General features: G+C 40.4%; 25 protein-coding genes and 1 pseudogene. 22 read left to right on the forward strand and 4 right to left on the reverse strand.

The features are described 5' to 3' along the window. The first annotated feature begins 23 nt into the window (after positions 1-23). The 6 genes and pseudogenes from BWR56_RS02870 to manA all read left to right on the forward strand — a co-directional run bounded on the left by BWR56_RS02870 (position 24) and on the right by manA (position 6078). A complete protein-coding gene (locus tag BWR56_RS02870) occupies positions 24-2021 on the forward strand; it encodes a DUF1430 domain-containing protein (RefSeq protein WP_076984436.1) in 1998 nt (665 codons plus the stop codon). A 1-nt stretch (position 2022) separates the two neighbouring features. Continuing rightward, positions 2023-2658, forward strand: coding sequence for a putative bacteriocin export ABC transporter (locus BWR56_RS02875; protein ID WP_071851381.1), 636 nt, complete (start codon positions 2023-2025; stop codon positions 2656-2658). A 228-nt stretch (positions 2659-2886) separates the two neighbouring features. Then, positions 2887-2967 (forward strand): annotated as a pseudogene (locus BWR56_RS09890) (VOC family protein); the annotation flags it as partial. Between the two features lie 217 nt (positions 2968-3184). Then, positions 3185-3445 carry a SemiSWEET family transporter gene (locus BWR56_RS02885; protein ID WP_001291473.1) on the forward strand — a complete coding sequence of 87 codons (261 nt, stop codon included), beginning with the start codon at positions 3185-3187 and terminating at the stop codon, positions 3443-3445. Positions 3446-3573: 128 nt separating this feature from the next. Further along, positions 3574-5013, forward strand: coding sequence for a 6-phospho-beta-glucosidase (locus tag BWR56_RS02890; protein ID WP_076984437.1), 1440 nt, complete (start codon positions 3574-3576; stop codon positions 5011-5013). A 120-nt stretch (positions 5014-5133) separates the two neighbouring features. Beyond that, a complete protein-coding gene (manA, locus tag BWR56_RS02895; protein ID WP_076984438.1) occupies positions 5134-6078 on the forward strand; it encodes a mannose-6-phosphate isomerase, class I in 945 nt (314 codons plus the stop codon). A 41-nt stretch (positions 6079-6119) separates the two neighbouring features. Here the strand turns inward: manA and BWR56_RS02900 are convergent, their stop codons facing one another. Further along, the gene (locus tag BWR56_RS02900) at positions 6120-7460 is read right to left on the reverse strand and encodes a sodium-dependent transporter (protein ID WP_076984439.1); all 1341 of its coding nucleotides are present in this window, start codon (positions 7458-7460) and stop codon (positions 6120-6122) included. Between the two features lie 357 nt (positions 7461-7817). Between BWR56_RS02900 and BWR56_RS02905 the strand changes: the two genes are divergently transcribed. Continuing rightward, a complete protein-coding gene (locus tag BWR56_RS02905; protein WP_061421216.1) occupies positions 7818-8558 on the forward strand; it encodes a MerR family transcriptional regulator in 741 nt (246 codons plus the stop codon). A 28-nt stretch (positions 8559-8586) separates the two neighbouring features. On the opposite strand, the gene BWR56_RS02910 is transcribed toward BWR56_RS02905, so the two are convergent. The 3 genes from BWR56_RS02910 to BWR56_RS02920 are packed head-to-tail and all read right to left on the reverse strand — an operon-like array spanning position 8587 to position 11139. Further along, positions 8587-9042 (reverse strand): 8-oxo-dGTP diphosphatase, encoded by a 456-nt coding sequence (locus BWR56_RS02910; protein ID WP_076984440.1) that lies wholly within the window; start codon positions 9040-9042, stop codon positions 8587-8589. A gap of 18 nt (positions 9043-9060) precedes the next feature. Beyond that, the gene (gene aao, locus BWR56_RS02915) at positions 9061-10236 is read right to left on the reverse strand and encodes an aminoacetone oxidase (RefSeq protein ID WP_076984441.1); all 1176 of its coding nucleotides are present in this window, start codon (positions 10234-10236) and stop codon (positions 9061-9063) included. Between the two features lie 57 nt (positions 10237-10293). Continuing rightward, positions 10294-11139 carry a DegV family protein gene (locus BWR56_RS02920; protein ID WP_076984442.1) on the reverse strand — a complete coding sequence of 282 codons (846 nt, stop codon included), beginning with the start codon at positions 11137-11139 and terminating at the stop codon, positions 10294-10296. A gap of 124 nt (positions 11140-11263) precedes the next feature. On the opposite strand from BWR56_RS02920, the gene BWR56_RS02925 reads away from it, so the two are divergent. From BWR56_RS02925 to BWR56_RS03000, 15 genes are all read left to right on the forward strand, one after another. Further along, positions 11264-11821: a TetR/AcrR family transcriptional regulator gene (locus BWR56_RS02925; protein WP_000003897.1), complete on the forward strand. Its 558-nt coding sequence runs from the start codon at positions 11264-11266 to the stop codon at positions 11819-11821. Positions 11822-11839: 18 nt separating this feature from the next. Continuing rightward, positions 11840-12307 (forward strand): deoxycytidylate deaminase, encoded by a 468-nt coding sequence (locus BWR56_RS02930; RefSeq protein ID WP_000136990.1) that lies wholly within the window; start codon positions 11840-11842, stop codon positions 12305-12307. Between the two features lie 88 nt (positions 12308-12395). Then, positions 12396-13025, forward strand: coding sequence for a uracil phosphoribosyltransferase (upp, locus tag BWR56_RS02935; RefSeq protein WP_000515974.1), 630 nt, complete (start codon positions 12396-12398; stop codon positions 13023-13025). A gap of 172 nt (positions 13026-13197) precedes the next feature. After that, on the forward strand, positions 13198-13788 hold the full coding sequence (gene clpP, locus BWR56_RS02940; protein WP_000613467.1) for an ATP-dependent Clp protease proteolytic subunit ClpP: 591 nt from the start codon (positions 13198-13200) through the stop codon (positions 13786-13788). A 78-nt stretch (positions 13789-13866) separates the two neighbouring features. Further along, a complete protein-coding gene (locus tag BWR56_RS02945; RefSeq protein WP_000462108.1) occupies positions 13867-14136 on the forward strand; it encodes a YlbG family protein in 270 nt (89 codons plus the stop codon). 88 nt (positions 14137-14224) lie between these two features. Continuing rightward, entirely contained in the window at positions 14225-15385 is a 1161-nt protein-coding gene (locus tag BWR56_RS02950; protein ID WP_000726128.1) for an ABC transporter substrate-binding protein, read from the forward strand. A gap of 119 nt (positions 15386-15504) precedes the next feature. Next, complete coding sequence (locus BWR56_RS02955; protein ID WP_000941413.1) at positions 15505-16374, forward strand: branched-chain amino acid ABC transporter permease; 870 nt, start codon at positions 15505-15507, stop codon at positions 16372-16374. Positions 16375-16377: 3 nt separating this feature from the next. Continuing rightward, entirely contained in the window at positions 16378-17334 is a 957-nt protein-coding gene (locus tag BWR56_RS02960; RefSeq protein WP_076984443.1) for a branched-chain amino acid ABC transporter permease, read from the forward strand. Continuing rightward, positions 17334-18098 (forward strand): ABC transporter ATP-binding protein, encoded by a 765-nt coding sequence (locus BWR56_RS02965; protein ID WP_001186018.1) that lies wholly within the window; start codon positions 17334-17336, stop codon positions 18096-18098. The genes BWR56_RS02960 and BWR56_RS02965 overlap by 1 nt, the downstream gene beginning before the upstream one ends. Continuing rightward, positions 18098-18808, forward strand: a complete 711-nt coding sequence (locus BWR56_RS02970) for an ABC transporter ATP-binding protein (protein ID WP_000062204.1) — start codon at positions 18098-18100, stop codon at positions 18806-18808. The genes BWR56_RS02965 and BWR56_RS02970 overlap by 1 nt, the downstream gene beginning before the upstream one ends. A gap of 469 nt (positions 18809-19277) precedes the next feature. Next, entirely contained in the window at positions 19278-19934 is a 657-nt protein-coding gene (locus tag BWR56_RS02975; protein ID WP_000268643.1) for a CBS domain-containing protein, read from the forward strand. Between the two features lie 110 nt (positions 19935-20044). After that, a protein-coding gene (prfB, locus tag BWR56_RS02985) for a peptide chain release factor 2 (RefSeq protein ID WP_155760976.1) occupies positions 20045-21140 on the forward strand; the annotation gives its coding sequence in 2 pieces (ribosomal slippage) (positions 20045-20116 and positions 20118-21140; 1095 coding nt in all). Positions 21141-21157: 17 nt separating this feature from the next. Continuing rightward, the gene (gene ftsE, locus BWR56_RS02990; protein WP_000022275.1) at positions 21158-21850 is read left to right on the forward strand and encodes a cell division ATP-binding protein FtsE; all 693 of its coding nucleotides are present in this window, start codon (positions 21158-21160) and stop codon (positions 21848-21850) included. Next, positions 21843-22769, forward strand: a complete 927-nt coding sequence (ftsX, locus tag BWR56_RS02995; protein ID WP_000625556.1) for a permease-like cell division protein FtsX — start codon at positions 21843-21845, stop codon at positions 22767-22769. Before ftsE ends, ftsX begins: the two co-directional genes overlap by 8 nt. Before the next feature lie 219 nt (positions 22770-22988). Next, complete coding sequence (locus BWR56_RS03000; RefSeq protein WP_076984445.1) at positions 22989-25175, forward strand: PTS transporter subunit IIBC; 2187 nt, start codon at positions 22989-22991, stop codon at positions 25173-25175. Positions 25176-25224 lie beyond the last annotated feature (49 nt).

Below are 25224 nucleotides of genomic sequence, written 5' to 3' on the forward strand. Positions count from 1 at the left end.
TTTTCGTATAAAAGGAGTCATCTATGTATGGTTTATTAAAAAAAATATTAGCATGTTCTTCCTTTATCTTGATAACCCTTGTCGGTCTTCTCTTTGTTTACCACTATAAGAGTGAATTGTTGGGAGGTTATAGTCAGAAAGTTGAGGTTGTGAGTTCGACTAGTTCCATTGCTACAGATTTACAGAAAATTGCAGAAGATACTGGAACTGTTCTGGCGAGGAGAATAGTAGATGTTAAAGAAAATGAGAGAGGTGAGGTGGAAAACACTTACATTCCTATTGGAGGAGAACTACCAAAAGATTTACCCTTACAAGAAAACCAAGGACTTATTCAAAATGCTTCATATAATACTCTTTATATTATTGTCAAAGGAAATCTAAGCGCTCAAGATTTGGCAGGCAGATTGATTGAAAAGGGACATCAAGCGAATGCTGTGGAAGCAAATTCTGGACTCACCCTCTTAAAATTTCTCTTAGTCTATCCACAAGCTATCATGATAGCCTTTGTTTTTCTAATTTCTTTTCTTACACTCCTGGTTGCGGACTATATTGTTAATATTCGATCGGTCAGTATCAAGAGAATATCAGGATTAGGTAAGTATCAGATTGCCCTTAGGGGAATTTGGAAAGAGAGTCTTTTTTTAGTAGGGAGTGCTAGCATTGTATTTGTACTAGCTATTCTTATACTTATTTTACAAAGAAATGCTACATTACTTGCTATAGAATTGATTGGATTTCCCTTACTAGCTTGGTTAGTCATTCTACTTTTTCTAAACTTTTTTGCCTCCAATCTGTTTTATCATATCTTACAGAGACAACCGATGAACCTATCCCTTAAGGGGAAAGCTCCCTTGCATTTGATTTTTGTTTTGGTTATTGTAACACAGATTTTTTCACTCCTAACGGTTATGTACAGCATTTATGGGGTGGTGGATATGACTAGAAAAGTGAGAACTTTGGAAGAAGGGAAGCAAGCGTGGACACAATATCCTAGCTATTTTGCGACTCATGGTCTTGATACAGGAGAGGAGAAAGTTGATAAAGAAAGAGTACAGGCATTTTACGGTGACTTAGTCTCAAAAACTGAGCCACTATACATTGGAACTACTTTAGATTATATTGCTATGTCTAGTAATTCTCAGAAAAACTCTGATTATCCAACTTCTGAAAATATTTCAAATCAACTAAAAGTTAATCGAAAGTTCATTAAGCAAAGTGGTCTTCAACTAAACACAGAAGGACAAGCTTTCTTTGAACAAATGGGAGACTTTGATCGTTTGATTTTAATTCCAAAGAGTAAGGAAAATAAGATTGAGGATTTGAAAAAGGTTTGGTCTCGGTTTGTTCAAAAGGGATTTGCACCCGATAATGCACCAATTAGGAAAAATCATCCAGATGAAAGAGTGGAAGTTGCGACTTATGAGGGAGGAGAAAACCTCTTTATCTATCCGATTTTTACTTCTGTACATTACTTAGTTAATCGAGATAGTTTTGTTCACGATCCGATTATTATCGTGTATGGATCTGCTTATGAAAGACAAGAAGTTGCAGGGTTTGATATATCAAACTATGTTTTTGACCATCCTGAGCAAGTCAGGGAAATTATAAAACAGTATAAAATGACAGCACATATCGGAAGCTTTACTAATGGTCTTTATTCTTTTGAGTCAAAAATCCAACAGGTGACAGTGGAAAGATTGTTACTCTTGATTGCGTCGTGCATTAGTCTAGCTACTTCCATCTTGTTGATGATTTTGTTAAATACACTTTATTTTTATCAAGGGCGTAAGACTTATTTTATTGAACGTTTAGCAGGAAAATCTCTTATTGTGATTCATCATTTTTACTTGCTTACCTTGATGTGTGGTTACTTTTTATTAGCAGGTTTGGCTACTTTCTTACATCTCCCAATCTTGGTTACGTTATTTCCTATTTTTATGGCTGTTGGTTTTCTTGCACTCTTTTTCTTTCAATTAAGACAACACCAAACAAGTAGTATCTTGTATCTGAAAGGAGGGTAATATGATTGAGTTAAGAGATATTCAAAAGACATTTGATGGACATGTTGTTCTTCGTGATTATTCTTATCAGTTTTGTGAAGGGAAATCTTATGCCTTGATAGGAGAATCAGGTGCTGGTAAGACAACTTTGTTAAATATCATTGGAAAGCTAGAAACAGCTCAAAATGGTACAGTAGAAATAAATGGCATTGACCTTAGAAAGATAAAGGAAAAAACTTATTTTAAAGATTTTGTTAGCTATCTTTTTCAAAATTATGGATTAATTGAAAACAGGAGTATTAAAGATAATTTGGAGTTGGCTTTTATTGGCAAGAAACTTTCCAGAAAAGATAAAGAGGAACAAATGTGTGAAGCATTAAAAAAGGTTCATCTCCAGCTTGATTTGAATCGGAAAATTTATTCTCTATCTGGTGGGGAAGCCCAACGTGTTGCCATAGCTAAAGTCATGCTAAAGGATTCTCCAATTGTACTTGCGGATGAACCTACGGCTTCGTTGGATGAAAAAAATAGCCGAGAGATTATTGATTTGATTCTTGGGTTACAAAATGAAAAACGTATTATTATCATTGCAACTCATGATAAAAGCGTTTATGAGCGTTTAGATGAAGTGATAGTGGTAAGAAAGGAGCAGAAATGAAAAATCGATTTAGTTTGACGCTTATCTTTTTTCAGGTAATGATAGCGGGCTCCTCTCTTTTTGTTATCCTAACTCAGTTTGGTTTACTTCGTCAACCTGTAAAAATCATCATACAGATGATCTGTCTTTTTAGTTTTTTATCTGTATGTATTACTATCTACAATTATGTTCGTGAAGAAAAGGATTAAAAGATACTGTTTTTATGAATGACTGTATGATAGTTTTAATGTTCAACCTGATTGGGGAACGGAATCGCTACTAGTTAAAGGCCCTGCTGGTTTAGTGATTGATTTTTATCGTATGAAATAGGGCGCGTAGTCATTTGACGTTAACCTTAGCTATTTTTAAAACAGAAATTGAGAATGTGAATTATTAAAAGATCGGAGCAATCCGGTCTTTTTCTGTTTCCTCTTTCTTATCACAAGATTGTGATAGTTTACATCTTCATAACAAAAGCTACAAAGTCTTGATTGTTTTGAAAAAAGATTATAAAATATGATTCATAAAAATGAAAGAGGTTTTGAAAATGTCTGAAAAACAAATGAAAATTTTGGGTTGGGTAGCGACCTTCATGTCCGTTATGATGTATGTCTCTTACTTCCCACAAATCATGAACAACTTGGCTGGTCAAAAAGGCAACTTCATCCAACCCTTAGTCGCAGCCATCAACTGTAGTCTATGGGTTTATTACGGTCTTTTCAAGAAAGAAAGAGATATTCCCCTTGCGGCTGCTAATGCGCCAGGTATCGTTTTTGGCCTAGTAACAGCTATCACAGCTTTGATTTAAAAGAAGACTGGTTTCAGTCTTTTTTTCGTATATAAAAGTAAGTTTAGTGCTATCATTATCCAGAGAGTTCAAAACTTTTTGCCTCCTTTTTAGTATAATAGAAGTAATAAATCAATCGAGGTAAAGTGATGACAGAAATACTACAATTTCCAGAAGGATTTCTCTGGGGTGGTGCAACGGCGGCTAATCAATGTGAGGGTACTTATAATCAGGACGGTCGTGGTCTTGCTAATGTTGATGTGGTACCGATTGGTCCAGACCGTGAGGCCATTATTACAGGTCAGAAAAAGATGTTTTCGTTTGAGGAGGGCTATTTTTACCCAGCAAAGGAAGCCATTGATATGTACCATCATTACAAGGAAGATATTGCGCTTTTTGCAGAAATGGGATTTAAAACCTATCGACTTTCCATTGCTTGGACTCGGATTTTTCCTCAAGGTGACGAAGCAGAGCCAAATGAAGCTGGTCTAGCTTTTTATGAGGATTTATTTAAGGAATGTCACAAGTATGGAATTGAACCACTGGTGACCATCACGCATTTCGACTGCCCCATGCACTTAATCAGGGAGTACGGTGGTTGGCGCAACCGTCGCATGTTGAACTTTTACGCAAATCTCTGTCGCACCCTCTTTACCCGTTACAAGGGCTTGGTCAAGTACTGGCTCACCTTCAACGAAATCAATATGATTCTGCATGCCCCCTTTTTAGGAGCAGGGATTTGTTTTGAAGAGGGGGAAAATCAAGAGCAAGTCAAATACCAAGCAGCCCACCATGAGTTAGTAGCCTCGGCTATGGCGACTAAAATTGCCCACGAAATTGATCCAGAAAACAAGGTGGGATGTATGTTGGCAGCAGGGCAATACTATCCTAACACAGCCCATCCGAGAGATTACTGGGCTGCTATGGAGGAAGATCGCAAGAGTTACTTCTTCATTGATGTTCAAGCGCGTGGGGAATACCCAAATTACGCAAAGAAGCATTGGGAGCGTGAGGGGATTGAGATTCAAATGACGGCAGAGGATTTGGACTTGTTGAAGAATCACACTGTTGACTTTGTTTCCTTCTCTTACTATGCAAGTCGAGTGGCCTCAGGTGATCCAGAAGTTAAAGAATTAACTGCTGGAAATGTCTTTGCCTCCCTCAAAAATCCCTATCTAGAATCCTCAGAATGGGGATGGCAGATTGACCCACTTGGTCTTCGTATCACCCTCAATGCTATCTGGGATCGTTACCAAAAGCCAATGTTCATCGTGGAAAACGGTCTAGGTGCTATGGATACACCGGATGAGAATGGTTATGTAGCAGATGACTATCGGATTGCTTACTTAGAGGCTCATATCAAGGCTATGCGAGATGCCATTTACCAAGATGGAGTTGACTTGTTTGGGTATACGACTTGGGGCTGTATCGATCTGGTTTCGGCTGGAACAGGCGAAATGAACAAGCGGTATGGCTTTATCTATGTGGATCGTGATAATGAAGGTCATGGAAGTCTCAAACGTAGCAAGAAGAAGTCCTTCTACTGGTACAAGGATGTCATTGCCAGCAATGGTGCAAGCATTGAGTAGAGCACATTTGTTCACTATTTTTATAAAATCTTCTCCCTACTTTATAAGATGTGAAAAAGAGTTCAATTAGATGGAGCTTTTTGCTATAATGAGGGGAGAAAAATCAGACAGGAGAATATGATGTCAGAACCATTATTTTTACAATCAGTTATGCAAGAAAAAATTTGGGGTGGAACCAAGCTACGTGATGAGTTTGGCTACGACATCCCAAGTGAAAAAATAGGAGAATATTGGGCCATCTCAGCCCATCCAAATGGCGTTTCAAAGGTGGCCAATGGTCGTTTTGAGGGAACAGACCTTGCTACTTTGTATGCGGAACATCGTGAATTGTTTGGTAACCGTCCAGAACCTGTGTTTCCACTATTGACCAAGATTCTCGATGCTAATGACTGGCTCAGCGTCCAAGTTCACCCAGACGATGCCTATGGATTAGAACATGAAGGCGAGCTCGGAAAAACAGAGTGCTGGTATATCATCGCAGCAGACGAAGGTTCAGAGATTATCTATGGTCACAATGCCAAATCAAAAGAAGAACTTCGCCAGCAAATTGAGGATAAGAACTGGGATGCGCTGTTGACAAAAGTGCCAGTCAAGGCTGGTGATTTCTTCTATGTACCAAGCGGAACCATGCACGCTATTGGAGCAGGTATCTTGATTCTTGAAACTCAGCAGTCTAGCGATACCACCTACCGTGTTTATGACTTTGACCGCAAGGACGACAAGGGCAACTTGCGTGAACTTCACCTTGAAAAATCTATCGATGTTTTAAACATTGGAGAGCCTGCCAATAGCCGTCCTGTAACTATCAAAGCAGATGATCTACGTTCCACTCTCCTTGTATCCAGCGAGTTCTTCGCAGTTTACAAGTGGGAAATCACTGGCAAAGTTGACTTTGAAAAGACAGCTGACTACAGCCTGTTCAGTGTCTTAGCTGGTCAAGGCCAACTAACTGTTGACGGGAAAAACTATCCAATCCAAAAAGGCAGCCACTTTATCCTACCAAGTGATGTTGAAACTTGGACCCTAGAAGGGCAAGGTTTGGAATTGATTGTAAGCCATCCATAAAAAAAGAAAGGGCCTGAGTTTACTACTCAAGTCCTTTTTAATTACATAAATTGGGCGATAAAAACCACAATGATGATAATAGGAATGATGAAACGAAGGAGGAAAAGCCAGACTTGGAAAAGTCCTTGTTTCCATGCTCTTTCATCAAGATGGAGTTCCTCCATGGCAAGGGCCTTTTTAAAGATATAGCCAGTAAAAAGAGACAGACAGAGAGCCCCAAATGGCATGAGGAGATTGGAAACCAAGAAATCCATAGCATCAAAGAAAGTCTTTCCAAAAATGTGAACATCAGCCATGACTCCGTAGGATAGGGCTGAAGGAATTCCAAAGCCAAAGGTCAAGATTCCCAAAATCACACTCCACTTAGCCCGCTTGCTGTTATCCTGATTGGTGATATTGCCCACATTGATTTCCAGCATAACGACAGAAGAAGTGACCGTCGCAAAGAGGAAGAGCAAGAGGAAAAGGATGTAAAAAATGGTTCCAAAGGGCATCTTGTCAAAGAGTTGGGGCAAGACGATAAAGAGCAAGCTAGGTCCCCCTTCAGACTGAATATTGAAGGCTGACATGGCTGGGAAAATGGCTAGTCCCGCCATGATGGATACCGATATGTTCATGGCTACGATGGAAATCCCTGACTGGACCAGATTGGTTTTCTTGTTCAAGTAGGAAGCATAGGTCAGCATGGCTGTCACCCCTAGTGAGAGGGCAAAGAAAGATTGACCCAGAGCATAGAGGAGACCAGCGCTGGTTAGTTTTGAAAAGTCTGGTTTGAGGAAGTAAAGAACGCCTTCCATGGCATTTGGTAAGCTTAGCGAGCGCCCAATGATCACGACAAAAATGATAAAGAGCAGAGGCATCATAACTTTTGAGGCTCTTTCAATCCCTTTTTGAACTCCACGTGATACAATAAAGATATTCAACAAGATAAAGGCAGCTTGTGCGCCAAGGGCAATGGCTGGATTTGAAATGATTGAAGTAAATAACTGAGCATAATCACCCGTTCCACCAAGCTGGAACAATTTCCCAAACTCAATGCCTAGATAGACTAAAATCCATCCCCCTATAACACTATAGAAGGAGAGAAGGATGAAGAGGGCAAAGGCACCAATCCAACCGATAGAATTGTATTTGCTATTGTTGCCAAGTTTTCCAAAGGTTTTGATAGCAGAGACGCCAGCACTACGGCCAAGGGCAAACTCAGCAAGCAGGAGCGGGAAACCGATTAAAATGGTAGAAATAAGAAAGACTAGTAAAAAGCCTCCACCGCCATTAGCAGCAGTCATGTAGGGAAATTTCCAAACGGCTCCAAGTCCGATGGCTGAACCAGCAGATGCTAGGATAAAGCCTAGTTTCGAGCCCCATTGCGATTTTTCTGACATAGTTGAACTCCGATCTCGTTTTTTAAAATAAGAAAAGGCTACTTGAGTTGTCAAATAGCCCTCTCTCAATGGCTCTTTATGAGCCTTCTGTTTGATTGATAGACTTGACTATCCTATCATGTTTTCTAAGGTCTGTCAAGAAAACCATTTTCAAGTTTTCACACCTTTCCCAAAAAGTTAAAAATTTTTCGTAAAAACGCTTGACTCTGACCTAAGGGGAGGGGTTATACTATCAATGTAATACTCTTCGAAAATCAACTTCAAACCACGTCAGCGTCGCCTTACCGTACTCAAGTACAGCTTGCGGCTAGCTTCCTAGTTTGCTCTTTGATTTTCATTGAGTATAAGGAGGAAATCATGTACCATATAAAAGAAGCTGCGCAGCTTTCAGGTGTCTCTGTCAAGACCCTGCACCATTACGATAAGATAGGGCTCTTGGTTCCCTTAAAGTCGGAAAACGGCTATCGAACCTATAGTCAGGAGGATTTGGAACGCCTTCAAGTCATTCTTTACTACAAATATCTAGGCTTTTCTTTAGAAAAAATAGCAGAGCTGTTAAAGGAAGAAAGGACAGATTTATTGCCCCATTTGACTAGGCAGTTGGATTATCTAACTCGAGAAAGGAAACACCTGGATACCTTGATTTCCACCTTGCAAAAAACCATTCAAGAACAAAAAGGAGAAAGAAAAATGACCATTGAGGAAAAATTTACTGGATTTAGCTATCAAGACAATCAAAAATACCACCAAGAAGCGGTAGAGAAGTATGGACAGGAAGTCATGGGCCAAGCGCTTGAACGCCAAAAAGGTCGCGAAGAAGAGGCCACAGCCGCCTTTAACCAAGTTTTTCAAGCCTTGGCACAAAACCTTCAAGCTGGTCTGCCTGCAACAGCAGCCGAAAACCAAGAGCAAGCAGCTAAACTCTTGCAAGCTATTCGTACTTATGGATTTGACTGCTCTATTGAGGTATTCGGTCATATCGGTAAAGGCTACGTCTACAACCCAGAGTTTAAGGAAAACATTGACAAATTTGGACCTGGTACAGCCCAGTACACATCAGATGTCATTGCTACTTACGTTCAGACAAATGCAGAATAAATAGGCTAGGAATTTCCTAGCCTATTTTTTACTTTAAGTCATAAAGCCAGTCGTCACCATCTTTGTAGTAAAAGAATTCACTGAGATCATCTTCCAAAAAAACACGAAGCATATCAGACATATCATCAGTAGCAAGTTTTAGATGAGACAGATTGTCAAAATCCTCCCACCAAACCTTTCCTTCGTCTGAAGACTGGAGTTCACCAGTAAAGTGTTCTGTCTTGTAAAAAAGGACTACATAACGATAATCCTTGTCATCGTACCAGTTTTTGATACCACAGAGTTGGGGTTTGGAAATGGTCAGACCAGTTTCTTCTTTCACTTCACGAATGACAGCATCGACAAAGGATTCGCCACGTTCAACATGACCACCAGGAAAAGTAATGCCAGGCCAGTCAGGGCTAACTCTGTCTTGGACCAGAACCTTGTCCCCGTTTTTAATCATGCACATGTTGACAAATTCAACTGATTCTCTTCTGTTCATTTTTCACAACCTTTGATTTTAATCATAATGCAGGCTTCCTGCCACCCAGCCAGTACAGAGTGCAGAAGTGATATTAAAGCCACCCGTGTGGGCATTGATATCCATGACTTCGCCGGCAAAGTGGAGGCCAGGAACGAGCTTACTTTCCAGAGTTTTAGGATTGATTTCCTTAAGACTGACACCGCCTTTGGTGACAAAGGACTTGGCTAGAGACATTTTGCCAGTCACAGGGATTTTGAGGGTCTTGATGGACTGGAGAAGTTGTTCACGTTCCTTTTCAGTCAGTTGTTTGACTTTTTCAGGATAGACTTGCACAAGAAATTCTGCCAAGCGTTCTGGAAGCAAAGTTTTTAAAGCATTTTTCAAGGATTTTTCCCGATTTTCCTCTAGAAATGCTACCAAGTCGCTCTCAGAAAGTTGAGGTAAGACATCCAAAGAAAGGACTTCACCTCCCTTGACAAAGCTAGACATGCGTAGGGCAGCAGGTCCTGACAAACCAAAGTGGGTAAAAAGCAAATCATGAGTGATAACATGTTTGCCATAGCTTAAGGTCACATCGTCTAGTGAAATCCCCTGAAGCGCTTTGTGTGGAAAATCAGTAAACAATGGGCTTTCAGCAGCTTCAAGCACAGTAATGGTATGTTTGAAATGGCGGGCAATCTCGTGACCGAAACCAGTCGAACCAGTGGAAGGATAGGATTTACCACCTGTTGTGACAATGAGTTTATCACAAGTGAAGCTTTGGTCTACAGACTTGAGGATAAACTGGTTATCTACCTTCTTAACCGAAACAATCTCCGTTTGAGTAGCCACTTGACCACCTAGTTCAGTGATTTTCTTTTCCAAGGCCTCGATAATAGTCCGAGACTTGTCACTAGCAGGAAAGACGCGTCCATGGTCTTCGACCTTGAGTTTAACACCATTTTCCGTAAAAAAGTTGATGATATCATGGTTATCAAACTGGGAGAAGACACTGTAAAGAAAACGCCCATTTCCCGGGATGCCAGCCATTAGGTCATCTAAAGTTCCATTGTTGGTTACATTACAACGACCACCGCCTGTTCCAGCTAATTTTTTGCCAAGTTTGCGATTTTTTTCGATGAGAAGAGTTTTCTGATCATAAAAGCTACTGGAAATTGTAGCCATCATGCCAGCAGGTCCACCACCGATGACAATAGTATCAAAATGTTTCATAGCTCTATTGTACCACAAAAAACAAGAGATGCTTGGCATCTCTTGTTGCTCATAATCTTAGTTAATTTCATATCCCATCAACAAACCGCCATCTTCTGCATAGAAACTGCAGAGACCAGACGTAGGGATGATTTTGATATCCGCTTGTGGGAAGGTTTCCAGCAAGCGTTCTGACAATTGCTGACAGAATTTTTCATTGCTGCAATGAGCCATGACGATACGGCCACCAGCGTAGCCAGCCTTGATGAGTTCTTCATAGGCTGCTTGAAGGGATTTTTTTGGTCCACGCGCTTTTTGTAGCAGTTCTAAGGTTCCAGTTTCACTTGCTTCCCCAACCATACGGATGTTGAGAAGGCCAACAACTGTACCGATCAGCTTACTCAAACGGCCATTCTTGACCAAGTTATCAACTTTAGCAAGAACAAAGAGCAATTTCGTTTTTTCTTGGTAGGCTGTAATAGCTTCAACAATTTCTTCAAAAGAAAGTCCTTGATCAATCAAGTCATTGATTTTTTCGACAATCAAGTCAACTTCACCACCTGCAGACAATGTATCGATCACATGAATCTGAGTGTCAGGGTGTTCTTCCAGATAGATATTCTTAGCGAGCTGTGCACTATTATGGCTACCTGAAAGAGTACCAGTAATGGTAACGACAAAGATATGCTTAGCACCTTCAAATGCACGCAAGTAATCATCAGGGCTAGGACAAGCTGATTTTGAAGCCTCAGAAGTCGCATACATGGTTTCCATCATGTGGTCAATGTCGAGATTGGCATCATCGATAAAGACCTGATCAGCTACTTGAATGGTTAAAGGAACACTCACAAATTCAGTATCGATAGCAAGAGTAGGCAGTTGACGATAATCACAACCAGAGTCAGCTACAATCTTCCAAGTCATAGAAATTCTCCATCTTTGTCACTTATACATTGACAAAGGTTCTGTCTTTTTTTACAATTATATCATGAAAGCCCTTGAAACAAAAGTACCACCTCTCTGTTGTCACAAGTAGAAAGAAATTGTTATGTCTGAACGTAAAATATCTGAAAAATCTCTTGAAAATCTCAGAAAATCAAATCAAGAATCCAATTTTTTAACCAGAGAAGCAATCGAGACGGCTCTTTTGCAACTTCTAGAGAAAAAAGATTTGGCCAAGATTAGCATTTCGGAGCTGGTCAAACGGGCTGGTGTCTCTCGTGCTGCCTTCTATCGTAACTATGACTCCAAAGAAGAGATTTTGGAAAGTGTTTTTAAACGCAGTGTCCATAACATTATGGAACAGTTGAGCCACTACGATGTCAAAACAGACCTTTATCTAGTCTGGGTACACCTTTTCCGCGCAGCCAAGAAAGAAGCCAAGGTTATCCAACTTGCTCTGGACTATCATTTGGAAAAGATTTTTGTCCAAGCCATGCAGGAATTTCTAGAAAAATACCATGGAAAGTCAAAAGGCGTTAGCAGCTACCTTCATTCCTTTTGGAGTTCTGCCATCGTATCAGTTCTGCTCAAATGGATCAAGGATGGCATGAAGGTTCCAGCTGAAAAGATTGCAGATTTACGCTTGCCATTTTTCAAAAAATAGGGGATAAGGAGAAGAATTATGACAGAAAAAAGACTGGCTTGGGATGAGTACTTTGCAGCCCAGGCTTTACTGATTGCCAATCGTTCGACATGCAAACGTGCCAAGGTGGGAGCGGTCCTCGTCAAGGACAATAAAGTCATTTCAACTGGCTATAATGGTTCCGTATCAGGAACGGAGCACTGTATTGACCACGAATGTCTGGTCATTGAAGGTCACTGTGTTCGAACCCTTCACGCCGAGGTTAATGCCATCTTGCAAGGAGCCGAACGAGGGGTTCCAAGAGGATTTACAGCCTATGTGACCCATTTTCCGTGTCTGAACTGCACCAAACAACTGCTACAAGTTGGTTGTAAGCGCGTGGTTTATATCAACCAGTACCGAATGGATGACTATGCCCAGTACCTTTATCATGAAAAAGGCACCGAGTTGACCCATTTACCATTAGAGACTGTTCAGACAGCTCTTCAAGAGGCAGATTTGATTTAAAAATTAATAAAAATAAATGGTTTAGAAAGCTTTTTAAACCGTTTTTTGATATAATAAGAAGAATAAATTGAAAGAAGGAACTCAGAAAATGGGAAAAATTGAAGTCATTAATCATCCACTCATTCAACACAAATTGTCAATCTTGCGACGTACAGATACTTCTACAAAAGCTTTTCGTGAACTAGTTGATGAGATTGCAATGTTGATGGGATATGAAGTACTTCGTGATCTTCCACTTGAAGATGTGGAAATCGAAACACCTATCACAAAGACCGTTCAAAAACAATTGGCTGGGAAAAAATTGGCGATTGTCCCAATCTTGCGTGCAGGTATCGGGATGGTAGATGGCCTCTTGAGCTTGGTTCCAGCAGCCAAAGTTGGTCATATCGGTATGTACCGTGATGAAGAAACCCTTCAACCAGTTGAATACTTGGTGAAATTGCCTGAGGATATTGACCAACGTCAAATCTTTGTCGTTGATCCAATGTTGGCAACAGGTGGCTCAGCAATCTTGGCAGTAGATTCACTTAAAAAACGTGGCGCTTCAAATATCAAGTTTGTCTGCCTAGTATCTGCTCCAGAAGGAGTGAAAGCTCTTCAAGAAGCACACCCAGATGTAGAGATCTTTACAGCAGCTTTGGATGAACGCTTGAACGAACACGGTTATATCGTTCCAGGTCTTGGAGATGCTGGAGACCGCTTGTTCGGTACTAAATAAAATCCCAAAGTAAATAGTGAAACTAGAAGTTCGTTTTTAACTTGAAAGGAGGTTGAGTTTTTGTTTCTGTTTAGAGAATAGAACAAAAATTTGACCTTTTTTGACCAAAAAGATATAATAGTTCTGTATTGAGTCGTAAGACTAAGAAAATTCAACATAAAAGGAGAAATGAATGATTCCTGTAGTTATTGAACAAACAAGCCGTGGAGAACGTTCCTATGACATTTACTCTCGTCTTCTGAAAGACCGCATCATCATGCTAACAGGTCCAGTTGAAGACAACATGGCCAACTCTGTTATCGCCCAATTACTTTTCTTGGATGCCCAAGACAGCACAAAAGATATTTACCTTTATGTCAACACACCTGGAGGCTCTGTGTCAGCTGGTTTGGCAATCGTTGATACCATGAACTTTATCAAGGCAGATGTCCAAACAATCGTTATGGGGATGGCTGCATCCATGGGGACAGTCATCGCATCAAGTGGAGCAAAAGGCAAACGTTTCATGCTTCCAAATGCAGAGTACATGATTCACCAACCAATGGGTGGTACAGGTGGTGGTACCCAACAGACAGATATGGCAATCGCTGCAGAGCACTTGCTTAAAACTCGTAAGACTTTGGAGCAAATCCTTGCAGATAACTCTGGTAAATCAGTCGAGCAAATTCATGCTGACGCTGAACGTGATTACTGGATGAGTGCCCAAGAAACACTTGAATATGGCTTTATTGATGAAATCATGGCTAATAATTCTTTAAGCTAAGCAACCTAGAAAGCAAACTCGACGGAGTTCGCTTTTTTTGATATAATAGGAGAAGATTTCTTAGAAAGAGGATCCCTCATGTTTGAAAAAACAAATCGATCAGGATTAATCATCTATCTCTACTATAATCGAGATGCAAAAAAACTTCAGGAATACGGTGATATCTGTTACCATTCCAAAAAACATCGTTACTTGCAGCTCTATGTTCCAACTGAGGAGTTAGATGACTTAGTTGAGAGATTAGGTAAGGAAAGATATATCAAGAAAATTAGACGTTGCCATATTCAAGAGCTAGAAACTCCTTTCGTTGGCAATCTCTATCGTAACGAAGAAAACGTTATCATTTAAAAAATTAAATAAATGTATTGACAATTTTCTGATAATTCGGTATATTCTTAACATACTATTTTTTGAAACAACTATAAGGAGATTAAAAATGAAGAAAAAATTTGCCCTATCTTTTGTGGCTCTTGCTAGTGTGGCTCTTCTTGCTGCCTGTGGAGAGGTCAAGTCAGGAGCGTCAAACACAACTGGAAATCCAGTAGACGAGAAAACAATTAAAATCGGTTTTAACTTTGAAGAGACAGGTGCTGTGGCAGCTTATGGTACAGCTGAACAAAAAGGTGCCCAACTTGCTGTAGACGAAATCAACGCTGCAGGTGGAATTGATGGAAAACAAATCGAAGTTGTAGACAAAGACAACAAGTCAGAAACTGCTGAAGCAGCTTCTGTTACAACAAACCTTGTTACCCAATCAAAAGTAGCAGCTATTGTAGGACCTGCGACATCTGGTGCAACTGCTGCAGCTGTAGCTAACGCTACTAAAGCTGGGGTGCCATTGATTTCACCAAGTGCTACTCAAGACGGTTTGACTAAAGGTCAAGATTACCTATTTATCGGAACATTCCAAGATAGCTTCCAAGGGAAGATTATTTCTAACTATGTAACAAATAAATTGAATGCTAAGAAGGTTGTTCTTTATACTGACAATGCTAGTGACTATGCTAAAGGTATTGCTAAATCTTTCCGCGAAGCCTACAAGGGTGAAATTGTAGCAGATGAAACGTTTGTAGCAGGTGATACTGACTTCCAAGCAGCCCTTACTAAAATGAAAGACAAAGAGTTTGACGCTATCGTTGTTCCAGGTTACTACACAGAAGCAGGTAAAATTGTAAACCAAGCTCGTGGTATGGGAATTGATAAACCAATCATTGGTGGTGATGGATTTAACGGTGAAGAATTTGTTCAACAAGCAACTGCTGAAAGAGCATCAAACATTTACTTCATCTCAGGATTCTCAACTACTGTTGATGTTTCTGCAAAAGCTAAAGCTTTCCTTGAAGCATATCGTGCTAAATACAACGAAGAACCTTCAACATTCTCAGCTTTGGCCTATGACTCAGTTTACCTAGTAGCAAATGCTGCAAAAGGTGCTAAAAACTCAGGTGAGATCAAGGACAACCTTGCTAAAACCAAAGATTTTGATGGTGTAACTGGTCAAACAAGCTTTGATGCTGACCACAATACAGTGAAAACTGCTTACATGATGACCATGAACAATGGTAAAGTTGAAGAAGCAGAAGTTGTAAAACCATAACATTAGAATAGTAATTGAAATGGGGAATGAGCCTTTGACTCACTCCCTGTTTCGGTGTTTATGAACTTGTGAAAATAATGAAATTTTCTAAAAAATAAGGATAGAAAAGAGTGAACGCTATGCTCCAACAACTTGTGAATGGTCTAATTCTGGGTAGTGTTTATGCACTTTTGGCTCTGGGTTATACCATGGTTTATGGAATTATCAAACTCATCAACTTCGCCCACGGTGATATTTACATGATGGGTGCCTTTATTGGTTACTTTTTGATTAATTCTTTCCAAATGGATTTCTTTTTAGCTTTAATTATTTCAATGGCAGGAACCGCACTACTTGGTGTTGTGATTGAGTTTCTTGCCTACCGTCCTTTACGACACTCTACACGAATTGCTGTATTGATTACTGCCATCGGAGTGTCTTTCCTACTGGAATACGGAATGGTTTATCTAGTAGGCGCCAATACTCGTGCCTTCCCTCAAGCAATTGAAACAGTCCGCTTTGACTTGGGACCAATTAGCTTGACAAATGTTCAATTGATGATTTTAGCAGTTTCTGTACTCTTGATGGTTTTATTGCAATTGATCGTCCAAAAAACAAAAATGGGGAAAGCCATGCGTGCGGTATCAGTTGATAGTGACGCAGCTCAATTGATGGGAATTAATGTAAATCGTACAATCAGCTTTACCTTTGCTTTGGGTTCAGCTCTTGCTGGTGCAGCAGGAGTCCTCATTGCCCTTTACTACAATTCTCTTGAACCTTTGATGGGCGTGACTCCAGGTCTAAAATCATTCGTTGCGGCCGTACTGGGTGGTATCGGGATTATTCCTGGTGCAGCTCTAGGGGGATTTGTGATTGGCTTGTTGGAAACATTTGCTACTGCCTTCGGTATGTCTGATTTCCGTGATGCTATCGTATATGGAATCTTGCTTTTGATTCTGATTGTTCGACCTGCAGGTATCCTTGGTAAGAATGTGAAAGAGAAGGTGTAAACAATGAAGACAAATCTTAAAGTAAATATTTTCTGGTTATTCCTTCTGTTAGCGGGTTATGGATTGATTAGTATACTGGTTTCTGCTGGTGTTCTCAATCTATTCCATGTCCAAATTTTAGAACAAATTGGGATTAATATCATCCTTGCAGTAGGCTTGAACTTAATCGTTGGTTTTTCAGGTCAATTCTCACTCGGTCATGCAGGTTTTATGGCAATTGGGGCTTATGCAGCAGCGATTATTGGTTCAAAATCACCAACCTATGGTGCCTTCTTTGGAGCAATGGTCTTGGGTGCCTTGATTTCTGGTGCAGTCGCTTTGCTCGTTGGGATTCCAACGCTTCGTTTAAAGGGTGACTACCTGGCTGTTGCGACACTAGGTGTTTCAGAAATCATTCGTATCTTTATCATTAATGGTGGAAGTTTGACCAATGGTGCTGCTGGTATCTTGGGTATCCCAAACTTTACCAACTGGCAAATGGTTTATCTATTTGTGGTGATCACAACTATTGCAACTCTCAACTTCCTACGTAGTCCAATTGGACGCTCTACTCTATCTGTTCGTGAGGATGAGATTGCTGCAGAATCCGTTGGGGTAAACACTACAAAGATCAAGATTATCGCTTTTGTCTTTGGAGCTATTACAGCTAGTATTGCTGGTTCACTTCAGGCCGGTTTTATCGGATCTGTTGTTCCAAAAGATTACACCTTTATTAATTCCATCAATGTGTTGATTATCGTTGTATTTGGTGGACTTGGATCGATTACTGGTACCATCGTTTCAGCGATTGTTTTAGGAATTTTAAATATGCTCCTTCAGGATGTAGCAAGCGTACGTATGATCATCTACGCTTTGGCTCTTGTATTGGTCATGATTTTCAGACCAGGTGGACTTCTTGGGACATGGGAATTGAGTCTATCACGTTTCTTTAAAAAATCGAAGAAGGAGGGACAAAACTAATGGCATTACTTGAAGTTAAACAGTTAACCAAACATTTTGGCGGTCTAACAGCTGTTGGAGATGTCACTCTTGAATTGAACGAGGGAGAGTTGGTTGGTCTGATTGGACCAAACGGGGCTGGTAAAACAACCCTTTTCAATCTCCTGACTGGCGTTTATGAACCAAGCGAAGGTACTGTGACACTAGATGGACATCTCCTAAATGGGAAAACTCCCTATAAGATTGCCTCACTTGGTCTCAGTCGTACTTTCCAAAATATTCGTTTGTTCAAGGACTTGACAGTTTTGGAAAATGTTTTGATTGCATTTAGCAATCATCATAAACAACATGTCCTTGCGAGCTTTCTACGCCTACCAGCTTTTTATAAGAACGAGGAAGAATTAAAAAGCAAAGCTTTGGACTTGCTGAAGATTTTTGATTTGGATAGTGACGCAAATACTCTTGCCAAGAATCTGGCCTATGGTCAACAACGTCGATTAGAAATTGTTCGTGCTCTGGCAACTGAACCTAAAATCCTCTTTTTGGACGAACCTGCAGCTGGTATGAATCCACAAGAAACAGCTGAATTGACAGAATTGATCCGTCGTATCAAAGATGAATTTAAAATTACCATCATGCTTATCGAACATGATATGAATTTGGTTATGGAAGTCACTGAGCGTATCTATGTTCTTGAATATGGTCGGTTGATTGCTCATGGGACTCCGGATGAGATCAAGAACAACAAACGCGTTATCGAAGCTTATCTAGGAGGTGAAGCCTGATGTCTATGTTAAAAGTTGAAAACCTCTCTGTGCATTACGGAATGATTCAAGCGGTTCGTGATGTAAGTTTCGAGGTTAATGAAGGTGAAGTTGTTTCCTTGATAGGTGCTAATGGTGCTGGTAAAACAACCATTCTTCGTACCCTTTCAGGTTTGGTTCGTCCAAGTGCTGGTAAAATTGAGTTTTTGGGAAAAGAAATTCAAAAGTTGCCAGCGCAAAAAATCGTAGCAGGTGGCCTTTCACAAGTTCCTGAGGGACGCCATGTTTTTCCAGGCTTGACTGTTATGGAAAACTTGGAAATGGGAGCCTTTTTAAAGAAAAATCGTGAAGAAAATCAAGCTAACTTGAAAAAAGTTTTCTCACGCTTCCCACGTCTTGAAGAGCGTAAAAACCAAGATGCGGCAACTCTTTCAGGTGGTGAACAGCAGATGCTGGCTATGGGACGCGCTCTCATGTCTACACCTAAGCTCCTTCTCTTGGATGAGCCGTCAATGGGACTTGCCCCGATCTTTATCCAAGAAATTTTCGATATCATTCAAGATATTCAGAAGCAAGGAACAACGGTTCTCCTAATTGAACAGAACGCTAACAAGGCCCTTGCTATCTCTGACCGAGGTTATGTACTTGAAACAGGCAAGATCGTCCTATCAGGAACAGGAAAAGAACTCGCAGCATCAGATGAAGTCAGAAAAGCATATCTAGGTGGCTAAAAAGGTCCCGGGGACCTTTTTAGTCGGTAGATAAGGATTGCGCAAGCAATCTCTCTATAGTCCGGGGGACCTTTTTAGTCGGAGGATAAGGATTGCATAAGCAATTCTCCTCTAGTCTGGGAGACTAGTTTAGGTTGTGGATGGAGATTGCGCACGCAATCCCTCTATAGTCTGGGGGGCCTTTTTAGTCGGAGGATAAGAATTGTGCAGCTATTCTCCTTTAGTCTGGTAGACTAGTTTAGGTTGTGGATGGAGATGATAATAGGTTTTCAATACTAGTTGCTAGTATCCTTAACAACTGAAAGAAATATAAATAATGTTTGCTAACTTGCACATATAGAGCTCTAGATTAGAGCTCTTTTTTGTAAAAGACTCAGATTATTCAAAATCTTGAAAAAGAGATGAAAGCGTTTGATAGATTTTCTAAGAAAGTGTATAATAAAAGTAGCAATATAGAAGGAGAAGTCTCATGGCAGTTAAAGATTTCATGACCCGTAAGGTAGTTTATATCAGTCCAGATACAACTGTAGCACACGCAGCAGATTTGATGCGCGAGCAAGGTTTGCACCGTTTACCTGTTATCGAAAATGATCAATTAGTCGGATTGGTAACAGAAGGAACCATTGCGGAAGCCAGCCCATCTAAAGCAACCAGTCTCTCTATCTATGAGATGAATTATCTTCTGAATAAAACCAAAGTAAAAGATGTAATGATTCGAGATGTCGTGACGGTTTCTGGCTATGCTAGTCTAGAAGATGCGACCTACCTGATGCTGAAAAATAAAATTGGGATATTACCAGTCGTAGACAATCATCAAGTCTACGGCGTTATTACAGACCGCGATGTTTTTCAGGCTTTCTTGGAAATCGCCGGATACGGAGAAGAGGGGATTCGTGTTCGTTTCATTACAGAAAATGAAGTCGGAGTACTGGGGAAAATTGTAGCTTTAATTGTAGAAGAGGATTTAAATATTTCCCATACTGTAAACATTCCACGTAAGGATGGCAAGGTCGTCATCGAAGTTCAAATTGATGGAAAAATCGATTTGACTGCATTAAAGGATAAGTTTGAAAAAGAAGGAATTCAAGTGGAGGAGATCACTCATACCTCTGCCAAAGTCCTTTAAACAAGAGGCTTTAGAGCCTCTTTTCTTCTGTCATCAAAAGCGGTGAAAAGCAAAATATGGAAAGAAATGAGAGATTATGGTATAATAAAACGATATGAAAAGGAGTATCTATGGACATTTCAGAAATTCGTCAAAAAATTGACGCAAATCGTGAAAAATTAGCTTCTTTTAGGGGGTCTCTTTGACCTCGAAGGCTTAGAGGAAGAGATTGCCATCTTGGAAAACAAGATGACAGAACCTGATTTTTGGAACGATAATATCGCGGCCCAAAAAACGTCGCAAGAATTAAATGAATTAAAAAACACCTACAACACCTTCCGTAAAATGGAAGAGTTGCAGGATGAAGTTGAGATTTTATTGGACTTTTTAGCAGAAGATGAGTCAGTCCATGATGAACTGGTCGAACAGTTGACAGAACTGGATAAGATGATGACCAGCTACGAGATGACCCTTCTCTTGTCAGAACCTTATGACCATAATAATGCAATCTTGGAAATCCATCCAGGATCTGGTGGTACTGAGGCACAGGACTGGGGCGATATGCTGCTTCGTATGTATACTCGTTATGGAAATGCCAAAGGCTTTAAAGTAGAAGTCTTGGATTACCAGGCTGGTGATGAAGCAGGTATCAAGTCTGTGACCTTGTCTTTTGAAGGACCCAATGCATACGGCCTACTTAAATCAGAAATGGGTGTTCACCGTTTAGTCCGTATTTCGCCATTTGACTCTGCCAAACGCCGCCATACTTCCTTTACATCCGTAGAGGTTATGCCTGAGTTGGATGATACCATCGAAGTGGAGATTCGTGAAGATGATATCAAAATGGATACCTTCCGTTCAGGTGGTGCTGGTGGACAAAACGTCAATAAGGTTTCAACAGGTGTGCGTTTGACACACATTCCTACGGGAACTGTCGTCCAATCAACGGTCGATCGTACCCAGTATGGAAATAGAGATCGTGCCATGAAGATGTTGCAGGCTAAGATCTATCAAATGGAGCAAGAAAAGAAAGCTGCGGAAGTTGATTCCCTTAAAGGTGAGAAAAAAGAAATCACATGGGGAAGCCAAATCCGTTCATATGTTTTCACGCCTTATACTATGGTAAAAGATCACCGTACAAGCTTTGAAGTTGCTCAGGTAGATAAGGTGATGGATGGAGACCTTGATGGTTTTATCGATGCCTACCTCAAGTGGCGAATCAGCTAAGATAGAAAGGAACTCATATGTCAATCATTGAAATGAGAGATGTTGTCAAAAAGTATGACAATGGAACGACTGCCCTGCGTGGAGTGTCTGTTACCATTGAACCAGGAGAGTTTGCCTATATCGTAGGACCTTCTGGAGCAGGTAAGTCAACCTTTATTCGAGCTTTATACCGAGAAGTAAAGATCGAAAAAGGAAGCCTAACAGTTGCAGGCTTTAATTTAGTTAAAATTAAGAAGAAAGATGTCCCACTGCTACGTCGTAGTGTCGGGGTAGTCTTTCAGGATTACAAACTCTTGCCTAAGAAGACTGTTTATGAGAATATTGCCTATGCAATGGAAGTAATCGGTGAGAGCCGTCGCAACATCAAAAAACGTGTTATGGAAGTATTGGACCTGGTTGGTTTGAAACATAAGGTTCGCTCTTTCCCTAATGAACTCTCAGGTGGAGAGCAGCAACGGATTGCGATTGCTCGTGCGATTGTCAACAATCCTAAAGTATTGATTGCCGATGAACCAACAGGAAACTTGGACCCAGATAATTCATGGGAAATTATGAATCTGTTGGAACGCATCAATCTCCAAGGTACTACTGTCTTGATGGCAACCCACAATAGCCAGATTGTAAATACCTTGCGCCACCGTGTCATTGCCATTGAAAATGGTCGTGTCGTTCGTGACGAAGCTAAAGGAGAATATGGATACGATGATTAGTAGATTTTTTCGCCATTTATTTGAATCATTAAAAAGTTTAAAACGAAATGGCTGGATGACAGTAGCAGCAGTGAGTTCGGTTATGATTACCTTGACACTTGTTGCCCTGTTTGCATCTGTAATTTTTAATACAGCAAAACTGGCTACCGACATTGAAAACAACGTTCGGGTCATGGTTTACATTCGTAAGGATGTAGCTGATAACAGTGAAACGATTGAAAAAGAAGGTCAGACAGTTACCAACAATGACTACCACAAGGTCTATGATGCTTTGAAAGCTATGCCAGCTGTAAAAAGTGTCACCTTCTCAAGTAAAGAAGAACAGTACGAAAAACTAACGGAAACAATGGGTGACGATTGGAAGGTCTTTGAAGGAGATGCAAACCCTCTCTATGATGCTTATATCGTCGATACAAATTCTCCGAGTGATGTTAAAACGGTAGCTGAAGAAGCTAAGAAAATTGAGGGAGTATCAGAGGTTCAAGATGGTGGAGCCAACACTCAACGACTTTTCGAACTAGCTTCCTTTATCCGTGTTTGGGGATTGGTTATTGCAGGGCTCTTGATTTTTATCGCAGTCTTCCTCATTTCCAATACCATCCGTATCACCATTATTTCACGTAGTCGTGAGATTCAGATCATGCGTCTGGTAGGAGCGAAAAATGGCTATATCCGTGGTCCATTCTTGCTAGAAGGTGCTTTTATTGGCTTGCTTGGTGCAGCGATTCCTTCAGTCCTTGTATTCTTTGTTTACAATATGGTTTATCAATCGGTCAATAAATCCTTGGTAGGTCAAAACTTGTCAATGATTACGCCAGATGTGTTTATCCCTCTGATGACAGTCCTATTATTTATAATCGGAATTTTCATTGGTTCAATTGGTTCAGGGATTTCGATGCGTCGATTCTTGAAGATCTAGTTGGATTTAAATGCAAATTGCAGTACAAATCAGAAAAATAATACATATTTAAAAGAGAAGTTTTTGTAAACTTCTCTTTTTCCTTTTTAAAAATTAAAAAAAATAGACAATTTTTTTATAAAAGCCTTTACAAAAAAAATAAAAGTGGTATAATTAATACATAACCAAATGCAAACGTTTTCGTAAAACGTTTGCCTAAATAAAATAAAGGAGATTTGAATGATGAAAGCTACATTCAAAAATGTCTTGTCTTTCGAATTTTGGCAAAAATTCGGTAAGGCTTTAATGGTGGTTATCGCCGTTATGCCAGCGGCGGGATTGATGATCTCAATCGGTAAATCAATCGTGATGATCGACCCAAACCTTGCTCCTCTAGTGATTACAGGTGGAATCCTTGAGCAAATTGGTTGGGGGGTTATCGGTAACCTTCATATCTTGTTTGCCCTTGCTATTGGGGGAAGCTGGGCAAAAGAACGTGCAGGTGGTGCATTTGCAGCTGGACTTGCCTTTATCTTGATTAACCGTATCACAGGTGCTATCTTCGGTGTTACAGGTGATATGTTGAAAAACCCTGAAGCAATGGTTACTACCTTCTTTGGTGGTTCAATCAAGGTTGCTGACTACTTTATCAGCGTTCTTGAGGCACCAGCTCTTAACATGGGGGTTTTTGTAGGGATTATCTCTGGTTTTGTTGGGGCAACAGCTTATAACAAATACTACAACTTCCGTAAACTTCCTGATGCCCTTTCATTCTTCAATGGTAAACGTTTCGTACCATTCGTCGTTATTCTTCGTTCAGCTATTGCTGCAATTCTACTTGCTGCCTTTTGGCCAGTAGTTCAAACAGGTATCAACAACTTCGGTATTTGGATTGCCAACTCACAAGAAACTGCTCCAGTCCTTGCACCATTCTTGTATGGTACTTTGGAACGTTTGCTCTTGCCATTCGGTCTTCACCACATGTTGACAATCCCAATGAACTATACAGCTCTTGGTGGAACATACGAAGTGTTAACTGGTGCAGCAAAAGGAACACAAGTATTTGGTCAAGATCCCCTTTGGCTTGCATGGGTAACTGACCTTGTTAACCTTAAAGGTTCAAATGCTGACCAATACCAACACCTTCTTACAACAGTCACTCCAGCTCGTTTCAAAGTTGGACAAATGATCGGTTCATTTGGTATCTTGATGGGTGTCATCGTTGCTATCTACCGCAATGTTGATGCTGACAAGAAACACCAATACAAGGGTATGATGATTGCGACAGCCCTTGCAACATTCTTGACAGGGGTTACTGAACCTATCGAGTATATGTTCATGTTCATCGCAACACCGCTTTACCTTGTTTATTCAGTAGTTCAAGGTGCTGCCTTTGCTATGGCAGATATTGTTCACCTTCGTGTCCACTCATTCGGTTCAATTGAATTCTTGACTCGTACACCATTGGCAATTAATGCTGGTATTGGTATGGATATCGTTAACTTTATCTGGGTAACTGTTCTCTTTGCGGTTATCATGTACTTCATTGCCAACTTCATGATCAAGAAATTCAACTACGCAACTCCAGGACGTAACGGAAACTACGAAACAGCTGAAGGAGCATCAGAAGAAGCAGCTTCTGGAACTCCAAAAGTTGCAGCAGCTTCTCAAGCCGTAAATATCATTAACCTTCTTGGTGGTCGTGCAAATATCGTAGATGTGGATGCATGTATGACTCGTCTTCGTGTAACTGTTAAAGACGCAGATCGCGTTGGTACTGAGGAACAATGGAAAGCAGAAGGAGCTATGGGGCTTGTCATGAAAGGACAAGGTGTCCAAGCTATCTACGGACCAAAAGCTGATGTATTGAAATCTGATATCCAAGATATCCTTGACTCAGGTGAAGTAATTCCTGAAACTCTTCCAAGTCAAATGACAGAAACTCAACAAAATACTGTCCATTTCAAAGGTGTAACTGAGGAAGTTTACTCAGTAGCTGACGGTCAAGTTGTTGCCTTGGAACAAGTGGAAGATCCAGTTTTTGCTCAAAAAATGATGGGTGATGGATTTGCAGTAGAGCCAGCAAATGGCAACATTGTATCTCCAGTTACTGGTACTGTATCAAGTATCTTCCCAACAAAACACGCTCTTGGTCTTGTCACTGACTCAGGTCTTGAAGTGCTTGTTCATATTGGTTTGGATACAGTAAGTCTTGAAGGAAAACCATTTACTGTTCATGTCTCTGAAGGACAAAAAGTGGTTGCTGGTGATCTTCTTGTCACAGCTGACTTGGATGCTATTCGAGAAGCAGGACGCAAAACATCAACAGTGGTTGTCTTCACAAATGGTGATGTCCTCAAATCAGTTAAATTAGAACAAACAGGTTCTCTTGCAGCTAAAACAGCAGTTGCTAAAGTAGAATTGTAATATACTTGGGGTTGGAAGCTGTTTTCCAACCTCTTGTTTTAGGAGAAAA

The organism is Streptococcus oralis (genome assembly GCF_001983955.1).
In the GTDB taxonomy this organism is placed as follows: Bacteria; Bacillota; Bacilli; order Lactobacillales; family Streptococcaceae; genus Streptococcus; species Streptococcus jiangnanensis.